We start from the raw sequence: 13,030 nt of genomic DNA, 5'->3' as shown, positions 1-13,030 counted from the left end.
AAAGGGGTTTTAATAACTGGCTTAAAGCTGAAAGCTTTACGGAACCACCAGCCTAGCTGGTGGTTTTCTATAGACAAAAATAAGGCGCTGAATTCAGCGCCTTTTTCTATACTCAATTTTGCATTACCAAACATTACTTCACATGGAAAACAGGGGATTATCGTGAAATTCAGTAAACTCATCGCCGCACTCTTTTCTGTCGCTTTACTCATTGGTCTGACCGGCTGTGGGGAAAAAGAGCAGAGCAAAACCTTTACCTTTGCTCAGGCGGGCACAGAAGTGACGTTGACCTATTACTACAAAGGTGACGAAGTTGAGCGTCAAACTGCCAAAAACAAAATTGAGTACGCCTCTATCGGTGCGAAAACCAAAGAAGATGCCATGAAAGTGCTGGATCCGATCAGCAAAAAATACCAGAGCATTAAAGGGATCAAAGAGAGCGTCGATTATCAGGAAACCTACGCGCAAGAGACGCTGGATGTGGATTACAACGAAGTCGATTTTGCTGCGCTGAACAACCTGCAGGGTTCCGAGTTTACCGGCACGGTCAATGGCAAAATCAGCATGAAGAAATCAGAAGAGCTGCTGAAATCACGCGGCTTTAAAGAAGTTCAGTAAGTCCTGTTCTCCTTCAGGCTGCGCGTTGTTGGCGATGCCCGCCTGGCGCTAAACCACCAGCGATGCAGCCTGAAGGATTATCGATTATTCCGCGTCGGTTTTACCCTTCGGTTTTTGCTCGCGTACCGCCAGACCACGTAGAAAATAGCGCATCACCTGATCGCCGCATTCGCGGAAGTTCTTATGATCCGGCGCACGCATCATCGCAGTGATTTCCGGCATCGAGATGCGGAACTGCTGGGCGGTCAGAATAGCCAGAATATCGTCCGTCTTTAGCGAGAAAGCGATACGCAGTTTTTTCAGCACGATATTGTTATTCAACTTGCGCTCAACAACCAACGGCGGCGCGGTTTCATCTTTGCCTCGCTTTTCATAGATAAGGCCATTCAGAAACGCGGACAACACAATATCCGGGCACGGCTTATAACCTTCCTCGTCTTCTTTGCGCAGCCAGGGTGCCAGCTGTTCAACGGTCACTGCCGTGTCCGCCAGCGCCAGAATGCGCACCAGCGCGGTGTTATCAGCTTGCAGGGTGTAACGCACGCTGCGCAGGATATCGTTATTAAGCATATTTATTTCCGGAAATGATGAACCAGCGCGCAGTGTAGGCATCGCACAGGAATTTACAACCCCAACGCCTCTTTTAAATTTTTCAGATAACGTCGGCTCACCGGCACCGTCAGGCCATCGCGCAGCAGTAGCTCCGCCTGGCCGTTATCCTCGAGGCGGATCTCTTTAAGGTGCGCCATGTTGACCAGGTACTGGCGGTGGCAGCGCACCAGCGGCGTACGGCTCTCCAGCGTACGCAGCGTCAGCTCGGTAAACCCCTCTTTGCCTTCCTGGCTGGTCACATACACGCCGCTCATGCGGCTACTGACAAACGCCACTTCATCCATCTGCAATAGCCAGATCCGGCTATGCCCGGTACAGGGAATAAATTTCAGCGCTTCCTGGTTTTCCGGCAGCACCGACACATCCTGCACGTTTCGCTCAAGACGCAAACGGCTGAGGGTTTTCTCCAGGCGGCGAGCTTCTATCGGTTTGAGCAGGTAATCGAACGCATGTTCTTCAAACGCCTGTACTGCGTATTCGTCAAACGCCGTCAGGAACACGACATACGGCCGGTTTCCCGGATCGAGCATCCCGACCATCTCCAGCCCGCTAATGCGCGGCATCTGGATATCAAGAAACAGCACATCCGGGCGCAATTTATGCACCGCGCCAATCGCTTCGACGGCGTTGCCGCACTCTCCCACAATCTCAATGTCGCTCTCTTCCTGAAGCAGAATACGCAGGTTTTCCCGGGCCAGCGGTTCATCATCAACAATCAGCACTTTTAACATGCGTGTTCCTCCAGCGGGAGTCGTAGGGTAATGCGGGTAAACCGATCCGGCTCACAGGCAATGGTAATGCCGCACTCATCGCCAAACCGCGCGCGCAGGCGCTTATCCACCAGGCTCATGCCTAATCCACTGGCGTCGGTTTTCGGCTGGTACAACCCGGCATTGTCTTCAATGTCCAGCACCAGATGCCGCCCGTCCTGGCTGGCGTTAATCACAATCTCGCCCACGCCAAGCAGGTGCGACGTGCCATGCTTGATGGCATTTTCCACAATCGGTTGCAGGGTAAACGCCGGAAGTTGCAGGTGCGACAGCGCCTCAGGCACATGCAATTGCACCTGCAAACGCGACTGAAAACGCGCTTTTTCAATTTGCAGGTAGGCATTCACATGTTCAATTTCGTCCGCGAGCGTCACCACTTCCGACGGGCGTTTTAAATTTTTACGAAAGAATGTCGAGAGATATTGCACCAGCAATCCGGCCTGATCGCTGTCGCGGCGGATCACCGCTTTTAGCGTGTTCAGAGCATTAAACAGGAAATGCGGGTTTACCTGCGCATGCAGCAGCTTAATTTCCGACTGAGTGAGCAGCGCCTTTTGCCGCTCGTACTGCCCGGCAAGGATCTGCGCCGAGAGCAGTTGCGCTATCCCCTCGCCCAGGGTGCGGTTGATGGAGCTGAACAGGCGGTTTTTCGCTTCATATAATTTGATGGTGCCCACCACGCGCTGGTTTTCGCCACGCAGCGGGATCACCAGCGTTGAACCGAGTTTGCATTGCGGATGGAGCGAACATTGGTAGGGCACTTCGTTACCGTCGGCATAAACCACTTCGCCGGTTTCAATGGCGCGCTGCGTCCACACCGACGAGATAGGTCGCCCCGGCAGATGGTGATCGTCCCCGGTGCCGGTGAAGGCCAGCAGTTTTTCCCTGTCGGTTATCGCCACCGCGCCAATATCGAGCTCTTTATAGAGCACCAGCGCCACCTTCATGCTGTTCTCTTCGTTAAAGCCCTGGCGCAAAAACCCTTCCGTCGACGCCGCCACTTTCAGTGCGGTAGCGGAAAACGCCGAGGTGTACTTTTCGAACATCGCGCGCTTATCGAGCAGGATGCGCATAAACAGCGCCGCGCCAACGGTATTGGTGACCATCATCGGCGCAGCGATGCTTTGCACCAGGTGCAACGCGCTATCAAACGGACGGGCGATAAGCAGGATAATCAGCATCTGGATCAGTTCCGCCACGCAGGTCACCGCCCCGGCGGTAAACGGGCTAAACACCAGATCGGTGCGCCCGCGTTTGATCAGTGCGCGGTGTACCAGGCCGCCGAGCAGCCCTTCAACAAACGTAGAGAGCATGCAGCTCAGCGCGGTCATACCGCCCATCGAATAGCGGTGAATACCGCCGGTTAACCCGACAAGCCCCCCCACCAACGGGCCGCCGAGCAGACCGCCCATTACCGCGCCAATCGCGCGCGTGTTGGCGATAGAATCTTCGATATGCAGGCCGAAATAGGTGCCGAGGATGCAAAAAATGGAGAAGGTGACATAGCACAGCAGCTTATGCGGTAAGCGCACGGTTACCTGCATCAGCGGAATAAACAGCCGCGTTTTGCTCATCAACCAGGCGATAACCAGAAACACGCACATCTGCTGAAGCAGCAGCAACACCAGATTGAACTCGTACATACCCGCAACACCACATCAACCAAAGCGCGTAACATACAGGGTGTTTTCAGATGTTTCTTTGAAGCGCTGCAAAAAAATACAAAATCGTGCTCCGCATCACAAAGTAAGCCAGTGTGATTAACCGTTCGCACACATTTTGCGCAATTTTGCGGCTGCGCATCCTGTGCCAGGCGGCAGCGGCTACAGTTATACAGGGAGTCGGCTGGCGAGGGTAACACCATGGCGCTTTACACAATCGGTGAAGTGGCGTTGTTATGCGACATCAACCCCGTGACGCTGCGGGCCTGGCAGCGACGTTATGGACTATTACAACCCCAGCGCACGGATGGCGGCCACCGGTTATTCACCGAAGAGGACATTGACCGTATCCGGGAGATCAAACGCTGGATCGAGACCGGCGTGCAGGTCAGCAAAGTGCAAAAGCTGCTCTCCCCGACACTGGAAGAGACGCAAGATGGCTGGCGCGCCCAGCAGGAAACCGCCCTGCAATACCTGCAACAGGGCGACCCGCATCGCCTGCATCAGTGGATTAAAGAGCACGGGCGCGATTACCCGGCGCAGGCGCTGGCAACGCATCTGCTTATCCCCTTACGATTGCGGCTACAAACTCAGCAGCCCGCCCTGCTGGCGATGCTGAGCCTGCTTGACGGGATCCTTATTAATTACATTTCCGGCTGCCTGGCGTCTGCGCGTAAAAAACCGGGCAAAGACGCGCTGGTGATTGGCTGGAACGTGCAGGACACCACGCGGCTGTGGCTGGAGGGCTGGATGGCAAGCCAGCAGGGATGGCGGGTGGATATTCTGGCGCACGCCCTGCCCCAACTGCGCCCGGAGATGTTCCCCGGACGGACACTGCTGGTATGGTGCGGTGAAACGCCGGGTGAAGCACAGCAACAGCAGATGCTGGCATGGCGCGAAGCGGGGCACAGCGTCTGGTTGCTCGGCATTTAATGTTTTATTAACAACTCAACTTGCCTTTATAATGTCAGCCTGATTCAGAAGGAGCATAAAATGAAGTCTGGTAAAATTCTGGTTATCGCTATCTTTTTGCTGATGGCTATCGGCGGCATTGGTGGCGTGATGCTCGCCGGTTATTCGTTTATTGTGCGTGGCGGTGTCGGTTGAGCCGCTGCGCCAGTCGCTCAAATCCCCGATCGACAATAATTGCTGCCAGCGCCACCAGCACCGCCCCCTGCACCACATAAGCCGTATTAAAACCGCTCAGGCCAATGATGATTGGCGTACCCAGCGTACTTGCGCCCACCGTTGACGCGATGGTGGCGGTGCCGATATTAATAATTACCGACGTGCGCACCCCGGCGATAATCATCGGTGCTGCGAGCGGCAACTCCACCTTTAACAACCGCTGCCACGCGCTCATGCCCATGCCTTTCGCCACGCTTTGCACGCTTTCCGGCACCGAGGCGATCCCCGCCAGCGTGCCCTGCAAGATCGGCAATACGCCATACAGTACCAGCGCAATTATCGCCGGTTGTTTACCAAAGCCCATTACCGGCACAGCAATCGCCAGCACCGCCACCGGGGGAAAAGTTTGCCCTACGGCGGCAATGGTTTCCGCCAGCGGGCGAAACTCCCGCCCGGCAGAACGTGTGACCGCAACGCCTGCCCCAACGCCCAGCACAATCGCAATCACGCTGGAAACCGCGACCAGCGAGAAATGGGCGACGGTCAGCGAAATAAAACTCTCCTGCAGATAGACCGGGCGCGGAAGTTGCGGAAAGAACGCGCTAAACAGCGCCGCACTGTGCGGTAACCAGACCAGTAGCGCAACAAACAGCGCCATCAGCCACAGCAGCGGGTCACGCAGGATCTTCACAAGCGGCCTCCACGCGCAGCAAATCGCGAAAATGCAGGCTGCCGCAGGGCTGTCCCTGCGCATTATTCACCGGCAGCACCTCGCACTGCTGAGCAACAAACGCCGAGAGCGCTTCACGCAGTGTCATCGCCTCCTGAAGCGGTTCGCCGATATCAACGCGTTCACTGCGCAGATAACCGCTCACCTGGCGCAGCGAGAGCAGCCGCACGCCAAGCTCGCTGCGGCCAAAAAACTCGCGCACAAAATCGTTATGCGGCGCAGTCAGCATTGATAACGGCGTTCCCTGCTGGACCACCTTTCCGCCATCCATCAGCACCAGGTGATCGGCCAGTTGCAATGCTTCGTCAATGTCATGCGTCACCAGCACAATGGTGCGCCCGAGCAAGCGGTGAATGCGCACCATCTCTTGCTGTAACGCCGCGCGCGTAACAGGATCAAGCGCGCCGAAAGGCTCATCCATTAACAGTACTTCCGGGTCGGCGGCAAGCGCGCGGGCAACGCCCACACGCTGCTGCTGCCCGCCAGAAAGCTGATGCGGGAAGCGCTCACGCAGAGCAGGCTCCAGCCCCAGCAGGGCCATGAGCTCATCGACCCGCGCGTCACGCTTCGCGCGCGACCATTTTTGCAGTTGCAGCACGGTGGCAATGTTCTGCGCCACCGTCCAGTGAGGAAATAAACCAATCGACTGAATGGCATAACCCATGCGACGGCGCAACTCCAGCACCGGCAGCGAGCGGATATCCACCCCGGCAAAGGTAATTGTGCCTTCGTCATGCTCCACCAGCCGGTTAATCATCTTCAGGGTGGTGGATTTTCCGGATCCCGAGGTGCCAATCAGCACCGAGAACGCGCCAGTTTTAACCTGTAAATCGAGATGGCTTACCGCGGGCTGCCCGGCAAAGGTTTTACTGACGTTGTTAAATTCAATCATGATGTTTCACCTTCAGCAGCGCTATCCCTAAGGCAAATAACGCATCAACGATCACCGCCATGGCGATGACCGGAATGACGCCCAGCAGCACCAGATCCAGCGCGCTGCTCAGCAGCCCCTGAAAGACCAGCGCACCAAACCCACCCGCACCAATCAATGCGGCAATCACCGCCATCCCGACCGTTTGCACCGCCACTACCCGCAGGCTGCGCAGCAACAGCGGAAGCGCCAGCGGCACGCGCACCTGCCAGAAACGCTGGCGCGCGCTCATGCCCATCGCTTCGGCGCTTTCCAGCACCTCCTGCGGCACCTGGTTTAACCCGGCGACCACACCGCGCACCAGCGGCAGCAAGGCATAGAGGATTAACGCAATCAGAGCCGGTGTCATGCCGGTGCCGGCAATCCCCAACTGGCTAAGTTCGGGGAATTGTTTTACCAGCCCGGCTAACGGCGCAATCAGTAAGCCAAACAGTGCCACCGACGGAATGGTTTGAATGACATTGAGCACCGCGAACACCGGTCCCTGGCGGGAAGGATGACGATAGCACCACAGCCCGACGGCAAAGCCGACCACCAGCGCAGGCAGTAGCGTGCCAAACAACAGCGTTAAATGCTGCGCCAGCGCATCGTTGAACACATCCTGGCGATTGGTGTATTCGCGTAACAGCGAGAGATTATCCAGCGCGCCGCTGAGCAATAAATAGAGAGGAAAGCACCACACCTGCGCATGCAGCAGCCAGCGCCATACGGGGTTGGAGACAACCCGGCGAATCGCATCGCTACAGGCCAAAAGCGTTAGCGCCAGCCACAGCCACAACCCGCTGCCGGGCGACGTGCGCGCCAGCGGGCTGCCGGTCTGCACAAGATCGGTCGCCGCCCTGCCCGCGCTCCATACCAGCACGCAGAACAGTACTTCGGTGAACAGCAGAGTTGCCACCTGCGCACCGCGACCGGGAATAAAGCTCATCGCCAGTAAGAGACAGGGTGCAACTAGCCACAACGCGGAAAAAAGCTGCCATAAGGCGCGGCTTTCACCGGAAACCAGCCGGTTTGGCGCATAGTTCACAAACGGCAGCCACGCCGCCAGCCCGCCCAGCACCGCCAACAGCAACAACACACGGTTATGGCAGCGTATCGAAACATCCATAGGGGTAATTATTTCACCAGGCCTTTTTCTTTCAGGTAGTCTGCCGCGACTTTCTTCGCATCCAGCCCCTCAACCGCAATGCTGGCGTTGAGTTTTTGCAGCGTTTTTTCATCCAGGCTGGCAAAGACCGGTTTCAGCCACGTATCCAGTTCCGGGTAGGCTTTCAGTACAGATTCACGCACCACTGGCGTTGGCGCATAAATGGGTTGCACACCTTTCGGATCGCTCAGGGTTTGCAGACCGAGCGCTGCCACCGGGCCATCCGTACCGTAGGCCATCGCCGCATTCACGCCTGAGGTTTGCTGTGCCGCCGCTTTGATGGTTACCGCTGTATCTCCACCGGCCAGCGACAGCAGTTGATCCTGTTTCAGCTTAAAGTCATAGGCTTTTTCAAAGGCGGGCAGCGCATCGGTGCGCTCAATGAATTCAGCCGAAGCGGCGAGCTTAAAGTCACCGCCCTGTTTCAGGTAGCGGCTCAAATCCTCAAGCGAGTTAAGCTTGTTTTTCTGCGCCAAATCCTGACGCACCGCGATAGTCCAGGTGTTATTCGCCGGGGCGGGGGTTAGCCATACCAGCTTGTTTTTTTCAGCATCCAGCTTTTTGACTTTCTCGTAGCCCTGCTGCGCATTTTTCCACGCGGCATCGTTCTCATCTTTAAAGAAGAACGCGCCGTTGCCGGTGTACTCCGGGTAAATATCCAGCTCGCCAGAGGTAATCGCGCCGCGCACCACTGGTGTGGTGCCGAGTTGCACTTTATTGACCGTTTTTACGCCGTGACTTTCCAGAACCTGCAAAATGATATTGCCCAGCAGCGCCCCTTCGGTATCAATCTTGGAACCGACCTTTACCGGCTCCGCCGCCTGCAGCGGCAGGCTCACCGCAGCCATCAACCCTATTGAGCACGCAATCTTTTTCATGATTGTCATTGTACTTCCCTCATTTTTTACCGACTTTTTCAGCAGCTTGAGAAAAAAGCGTAGACGAAAAACACAGTTTTGCCTGGCTAAGGCCCCAGCGGGAAATGCGGGGGTTAAACACGTTGTATTACCCACAATGCGTAACGCATCCTCGCTTTGAATTGAAAATCATGCCAAAAAAAAGCGACTTATCGATATTATATTTTGTTTTATCATATTTCCCTTTTGAATCGCCGTCGGTTAATGAGAACAAAAGTATGAAAGTTCTTAATATCCAAATTTTTAAAGAGAAAACAACCAGTATTAAACTTTCCGTCTCTCCACTACCTTTGAGCAAAAATAAAAATTAAAAACTAAATTTAATGACATGACACGTTAATTAAATAACCAAAAGCAAAACTGATGATGTTTAAACCTGCTCATTGATGAATTTTCAATATCAAACCGCATTCAAATGATGATATGGCAAACCCGATTCGTATTAATTTTTTTACTCAACTACAGCACTGTTTATGGTCTGGCGCAGGCGCAGAGAACGCCGCTTTCGCCGCTCACTATACCGCCAAGCAACCAGGATATTACCCAGCTTTCTGTACCGCAACCTTCGTCGGAAGAATTAGTACGCTATCCCTCTCCACTGGTTATTCCAAAGAACACGATAATGAAAAATAGCGACCTTACAGCCCTGGTACTTGATGTGAGAATTAATCAATCAAAAACCGAAGATTTTGGTCAATTCCAGCAAAACCCGCAGGGTGAAATATTGGCGTACGGTCGTGATCTGCGTAAATTACGCATTAACATCGCATCTGATATTGCCGATAACCAATTGGTAAAGCTTAACGACATTCCTCAATTACGTTATCAATATCATGTTGAAACCCAGAGCATTGATATTAACCTACCCACCACCAGGCTTACTCCTTACCAGCTAAACATGGCTTCGGATCAATATCAGGAAAAAACCAATATGGATGCCGGGGGAATTAACGCAGGGGTACTGAATTATAACCTTTATAATGAAAATAATGACGCGGGTAATTTCTTCTCAGCCAATATGGAAGGAATTTTCAGCAGTAACTACGGTAATTTCGTCTCATCCGGGCTTTATAATAATGGCAGTTCTCGTTTTGTTAATAATGATTTCGTTCGCCTCGACTCTTACTGGCAATATGTCGATGCGAAGAATATCCGCTCATGGCAACTCGGGGATTTTGTCAGTAACACGGTTGAATGGGGCAGTAGCGTGAGGCTCGCCGGTTTACAGATTGCCAGCGCTTACCAGCAACGCTCCGATATTATTACCACTGCTCTGCCCTCTTATTCTGGTTCGGCAGCACTGCCTTCTTCACTCGATCTCTATGTTAACCAGCAGCGTATTTACAGCGGGGAAATTCCCTCTGGCCCGTTTGATTTGAAAATGTTGCCTTCGGTTTCCGGTAATGACGTCACACTGATCACGCGCGATGTTAACGGTCGGCAAATAGCTACAACCCAATCTTACTACTACACGCCGAAGGTATTGCGTGAAGATCTCAAAGAGTACTCGGTTGATATCGGTGTTCCCCGCTTTGGCTATAGCACCGCATCAAATGATTACGATAATCATCTGTTTGCCATCGGCTCTGTTCGTTATGGCTGGCGACCGACCGCAACATTAACCGGCCACACGGAATATACCTCCGATGGTCTAGCCAATATTGGTGGCGGCATAGCTAAAACCCTTGCCGGAATATCAGCCATCAATCTTGATGCTGCCCACAGTGAATATAAAGGGGCATCGGGTAACTTAGTGCTGGCAGGAATTGAGGGCCGCGTGACGAAAAACGTCTCTTTTAATGCCAGCACACAACGTACTTTCGGTAATTATTATGATGTAGCCCGGGTGGCAAATATTATCGCGCAGAAAAAATATGCCAATGTATTACGCACACGAACCTATGCAGAAGATTTTATTAACACCAGCGCTATTGCCGAGCGCATCGATCGCTATGGTTTATCCTGGTCACCGACGTCGGGATTGTCTTTTAGCGCCTATTACAATGAAATAGCCTGGGCGCAGGACACCTATCGAACCGTATCGCTTAACGCCAATAGCAGTATTCGTAACAACGCAACGCTATATGCCAACCTTTATAAAGATCTTAACCACAACGATAACTGGAGTCTGTGGCTGGGGCTTCGCATCAGTTTTTCCGATCGCCTTGACGCGACGACGAGCGTCGTAAAAAACAGCAATGACACCAGCTATAGCCAGGAAATCAGCAGTAGCAGCAATCAGCAACTTAATTCATTTGGCTGGGGTATCAATGCAACCCACTACGATAATGGCAACAATCTGCTCAGCGCGCGTGGTGATTACCGGGCGCGCGCCGCATGGCTGAATGCGCAACTCTCGCAATATGGCAGTCAGCGGCAATCTACCCTTGCCGCCAGCGGCTCGCTGGTCGCTGCCGGAGGCCATCTCTTCGCCGCCAATGAAATTGGTGACGCATTCGCAGTGGTGAAAAATGCCGGGCCAAACAGCACCGTCCTGAACGGCGGCGTTGATTTAGGCAAAAGCGATGCGAACGGTAATTTTCTTATTCCGCACATTTTACCCTGGGTTGATAACGAGATTTACCTTGATACCAGCGATATGCAGGAGGGCTGGGAAGCCGCCAGTACCGAACAAATCGCCGTTGCTGGTTGGCGGCGCGGCAGCATTGTCGATTTCCGCACGGAGCAAATCAACAGCGCCACGGCAAAACTGTTGCTTGCGGATGCACACCAGATGATTTCGCCGGGTTATGCGGTAACGCTCAACGGTCAACAATCCGGCGTCGTTGGCTATGACGGGTTGGTTTATCTGCGGGGATTAAAAGAAGGCGCAAACGATCTGAGCGTGGACCTGCTTGATAAAGGCAGTTGCCGGTCGCGTTTTAGCTGGCATAAAGCCACTGCACGCCATAACGCAGGAGAGATCGTATGCCGCTAAGCCGCCTGCTCCGCTGCGTGATGGCTCTGGGTTTAGCCTGTGCGGCCTACTTTGCACCGATGCGCACTGCTCAGGCGGATTACTGTACCAGCAGCAATCACGCCACGACATTCACCTATACCGCCGCAACGATTGCCCAGGCGCAGACCATCACCATCAATGACAGCTGGAGTTGCAACTCGGGGACTATTTTCTACCCCAGCTACAGCGACTGGGTCTGCCTGTATATGGACGCCTATACCGGGCAGTCGAGTGCGATAGCCTATAACGGAACCAACTACACCCTGGGCTACAGCCTGTTTTCCACTGCGGGTACAGGTGCAGCTTCGCCCAACCCCGCGCCAGCCAGCGTCGCGGCGGGTGCCGGTAGCTGGTATGGAACCGGCGGTACCACAACCGTCGGCACCTCGGGGACATCCTCCGGGCCACTGCTCAGTTCAATCCGCATCACGATCCCGGCAGGCGCGGCGAGAACGGTTCCCCCGGGTGTTTATACCGTTACGGTTCGCTTTACCCTCGATATGCAGGGGGGGTCCACCAGCACTTCCCTGTGCAATAAAGCCGGTCAGGGCGGCCCCAATGGCGACGGGCAGGACTGGGGCACTACCACTTACACGTTTACGGTTGTTGTACCCAAGGTCTGTTCCATTAACGCGGTGGATACCATCAATTTCGGTAATATCGCCGCCGTTAATACCCTTGCAGCTGATGTCAGAGCACAGGGTAATGTCTATTTCACCTGTAGTCTCAGTACCCCTTACACCCTCTATCTGGGCGATGGCCTGAACCGCGATGCAGCAGGCAGCGGCAACCGCAATATGCTCGGCAGCGACGGTAGCAGCAGGATACCTTATCAGCTGTATACCACAGCGGCGGCGACCACGATTTGGGATAGCGTCAACGGCATGAGCGGTACCGGCTCGGCAACCCAGACCTTTAATACTGTTTACGGCAAGATTGCCGCCGGATCCGCCCTGCCCTCCGCGTTAGGGACCTATCAGGACAGGGTGATTGTGACGGTTTCCTATTAACAAGAGGAGGACGTGGAAATGAGAGCAACACTATTTAGCAGCGCAGTCAGCGTGTTGTTTTGCGCCTGTGCGATTGCAGATACCGCCACGGACACCATGACGATTCAGGCGACGCTGGTGGCAACCTGCGTCGTCAACACCGGCAACTTTCGCGACGCGCCATCACCTGCGTTGCTCAATTTCGGCACCATTACCGCCGGGCGCCCCACCCGCGCGGATACTAACGCAGCGGCCGCAGGCTCAGGTGCCGCGTCTGTCATCTGTTCAACGGGCGTACCGTGGACGCTCACCGCCGATGGCGGCAACCACCTTAACGGCACACAGCGGCAGATGAGTGACGGCGTCATGATGCTGCCCTATAGCCTCTATAGTGATGGAGGATACGCCTTTCCGATTGGCATCAATGACCCGGCGAACCCCGTCGCGTCTGGCACCGGAACCAGTGCCGTGCAACTCACGCCAATGTACGGGATCGTCACGGCGGATACGCCTATCCCCAGCGTGGGAAATTACAGCGACAGTGTGACGCTGACGGTCAACTACTAGC

At 54.4% G+C, this 13,030-nt stretch carries 13 protein-coding genes; 6 read left to right on the top strand and 7 right to left on the bottom strand.

The annotated features are described in order from the left end of the window. Positions 1 to 162: 162 nt before the first annotated feature. Positions 163 to 618 (top strand): YehR family lipoprotein, encoded by a 456-nt coding sequence (locus ACFX4U_RS13240; protein WP_249881323.1) that lies wholly within the window; start codon positions 163 to 165, stop codon positions 616 to 618. A gap of 84 nt (positions 619 to 702) precedes the next feature. Here the strand turns inward: ACFX4U_RS13240 and ACFX4U_RS13235 are convergent, their stop codons facing one another. Genes ACFX4U_RS13235 through ACFX4U_RS13225 form a run of 3 tightly spaced genes read right to left on the bottom strand, consistent with a single transcriptional unit; the run spans position 703 to position 3,643 of the window. Further along, entirely contained in the window at positions 703 to 1,188 is a 486-nt protein-coding gene (locus ACFX4U_RS13235) for a DUF1456 family protein (protein ID WP_305735536.1), read from the bottom strand. A gap of 53 nt (positions 1,189 to 1,241) precedes the next feature. Beyond that, the gene (btsR, locus tag ACFX4U_RS13230) at positions 1,242 to 1,961 is read right to left on the bottom strand and encodes a two-component system response regulator BtsR (protein WP_017459820.1); all 720 of its coding nucleotides are present in this window, start codon (positions 1,959 to 1,961) and stop codon (positions 1,242 to 1,244) included. After that, complete coding sequence (locus ACFX4U_RS13225; protein WP_349350520.1) at positions 1,955 to 3,643, bottom strand: sensor histidine kinase; 1,689 nt, start codon at positions 3,641 to 3,643, stop codon at positions 1,955 to 1,957. Before ACFX4U_RS13225 ends, btsR begins: the two co-directional genes overlap by 7 nt. Before the next feature lie 219 nt (positions 3,644 to 3,862). On the opposite strand from ACFX4U_RS13225, the gene mlrA reads away from it, so the two are divergent. Next, on the top strand, positions 3,863 to 4,594 hold the full coding sequence (gene mlrA, locus ACFX4U_RS13220) for an HTH-type transcriptional regulator MlrA (RefSeq protein WP_313506687.1): 732 nt from the start codon (positions 3,863 to 3,865) through the stop codon (positions 4,592 to 4,594). A 60-nt stretch (positions 4,595 to 4,654) separates the two neighbouring features. Continuing rightward, a complete protein-coding gene (locus ACFX4U_RS13215) occupies positions 4,655 to 4,768 on the top strand; it encodes a protein YohO (protein WP_086868231.1) in 114 nt (37 codons plus the stop codon). On the opposite strand, the gene ACFX4U_RS13210 is transcribed toward ACFX4U_RS13215, so the two are convergent. Genes ACFX4U_RS13210 through ACFX4U_RS13195 form a run of 4 tightly spaced genes read right to left on the bottom strand, consistent with a single transcriptional unit; the run spans position 4,743 to position 8,484 of the window. Further along, complete coding sequence (locus tag ACFX4U_RS13210) at positions 4,743 to 5,480, bottom strand: ABC transporter permease (protein WP_305735532.1); 738 nt, start codon at positions 5,478 to 5,480, stop codon at positions 4,743 to 4,745. The two genes, ACFX4U_RS13215 and ACFX4U_RS13210, sit on opposite strands and share 26 nt — an antisense overlap. Beyond that, positions 5,464 to 6,411: an ABC transporter ATP-binding protein gene (locus ACFX4U_RS13205; protein ID WP_305735531.1), complete on the bottom strand. Its 948-nt coding sequence runs from the start codon at positions 6,409 to 6,411 to the stop codon at positions 5,464 to 5,466. The genes ACFX4U_RS13210 and ACFX4U_RS13205 overlap by 17 nt, the downstream gene beginning before the upstream one ends. Continuing rightward, complete coding sequence (locus tag ACFX4U_RS13200; RefSeq protein ID WP_313506684.1) at positions 6,404 to 7,558, bottom strand: ABC transporter permease; 1,155 nt, start codon at positions 7,556 to 7,558, stop codon at positions 6,404 to 6,406. Before ACFX4U_RS13200 ends, ACFX4U_RS13205 begins: the two co-directional genes overlap by 8 nt. An 8-nt stretch (positions 7,559 to 7,566) precedes the next feature. Further along, complete coding sequence (locus ACFX4U_RS13195) at positions 7,567 to 8,484, bottom strand: ABC transporter substrate-binding protein (RefSeq protein WP_065370526.1); 918 nt, start codon at positions 8,482 to 8,484, stop codon at positions 7,567 to 7,569. Positions 8,485 to 9,172: 688 nt separating this feature from the next. Between ACFX4U_RS13195 and ACFX4U_RS13190 the strand changes: the two genes are divergently transcribed. The 3 genes from ACFX4U_RS13190 to ACFX4U_RS13180 are packed head-to-tail and all read left to right on the top strand — an operon-like array spanning position 9,173 to position 13,029. Continuing rightward, the gene (locus ACFX4U_RS13190; RefSeq protein WP_313506683.1) at positions 9,173 to 11,452 is read left to right on the top strand and encodes a fimbria/pilus outer membrane usher protein; all 2,280 of its coding nucleotides are present in this window, start codon (positions 9,173 to 9,175) and stop codon (positions 11,450 to 11,452) included. Then, positions 11,443 to 12,483, top strand: a complete 1,041-nt coding sequence (locus tag ACFX4U_RS13185; RefSeq protein ID WP_313506682.1) for a spore coat U domain-containing protein — start codon at positions 11,443 to 11,445, stop codon at positions 12,481 to 12,483. The genes ACFX4U_RS13190 and ACFX4U_RS13185 overlap by 10 nt, the downstream gene beginning before the upstream one ends. Before the next feature lie 18 nt (positions 12,484 to 12,501). Next, on the top strand, positions 12,502 to 13,029 hold the full coding sequence (locus tag ACFX4U_RS13180) for a spore coat protein U domain-containing protein (RefSeq protein WP_313506681.1): 528 nt from the start codon (positions 12,502 to 12,504) through the stop codon (positions 13,027 to 13,029). Position 13,030: the final 1 nt, after the last annotated feature.

Origin of the sequence: Kosakonia sp. YIM B13588 (genome assembly GCF_042788165.1) — a bacterium.
In the GTDB taxonomy this organism is placed as follows: Bacteria; Pseudomonadota; Gammaproteobacteria; order Enterobacterales; family Enterobacteriaceae; genus Kosakonia; species Kosakonia sacchari.
The sequence above is the reverse complement of the archived record's forward strand: the minus strand, read 5'-3'. Positions and strand labels throughout refer to the sequence as shown.

Coding starts and splice junctions, on each gene's coding strand:
- ACFX4U_RS13180 (WP_313506681.1), top strand. CDS start 12,502: ATGAGAGCAACACTATTTAGCAGCGCAGTCAGCGTGTTGTTTTGCGCC.
- ACFX4U_RS13200 (WP_313506684.1), bottom strand. CDS start 7,558: ATGGATGTTTCGATACGCTGCCATAACCGTGTGTTGTTGCTGTTGGCG.
- ACFX4U_RS13215 (WP_086868231.1), top strand. CDS start 4,655: ATGAAGTCTGGTAAAATTCTGGTTATCGCTATCTTTTTGCTGATGGCT.
- btsR (WP_017459820.1), bottom strand. CDS start 1,961: ATGTTAAAAGTGCTGATTGTTGATGATGAACCGCTGGCCCGGGAAAAC.
- ACFX4U_RS13205 (WP_305735531.1), bottom strand. CDS start 6,411: ATGATTGAATTTAACAACGTCAGTAAAACCTTTGCCGGGCAGCCCGCG.
- mlrA (WP_313506687.1), top strand. CDS start 3,863: ATGGCGCTTTACACAATCGGTGAAGTGGCGTTGTTATGCGACATCAAC.
- ACFX4U_RS13195 (WP_065370526.1), bottom strand. CDS start 8,484: ATGACAATCATGAAAAAGATTGCGTGCTCAATAGGGTTGATGGCTGCG.
- ACFX4U_RS13185 (WP_313506682.1), top strand. CDS start 11,443: ATGCCGCTAAGCCGCCTGCTCCGCTGCGTGATGGCTCTGGGTTTAGCC.
- ACFX4U_RS13225 (WP_349350520.1), bottom strand. CDS start 3,643: ATGTACGAGTTCAATCTGGTGTTGCTGCTGCTTCAGCAGATGTGCGTG.
- ACFX4U_RS13235 (WP_305735536.1), bottom strand. CDS start 1,188: ATGCTTAATAACGATATCCTGCGCAGCGTGCGTTACACCCTGCAAGCT.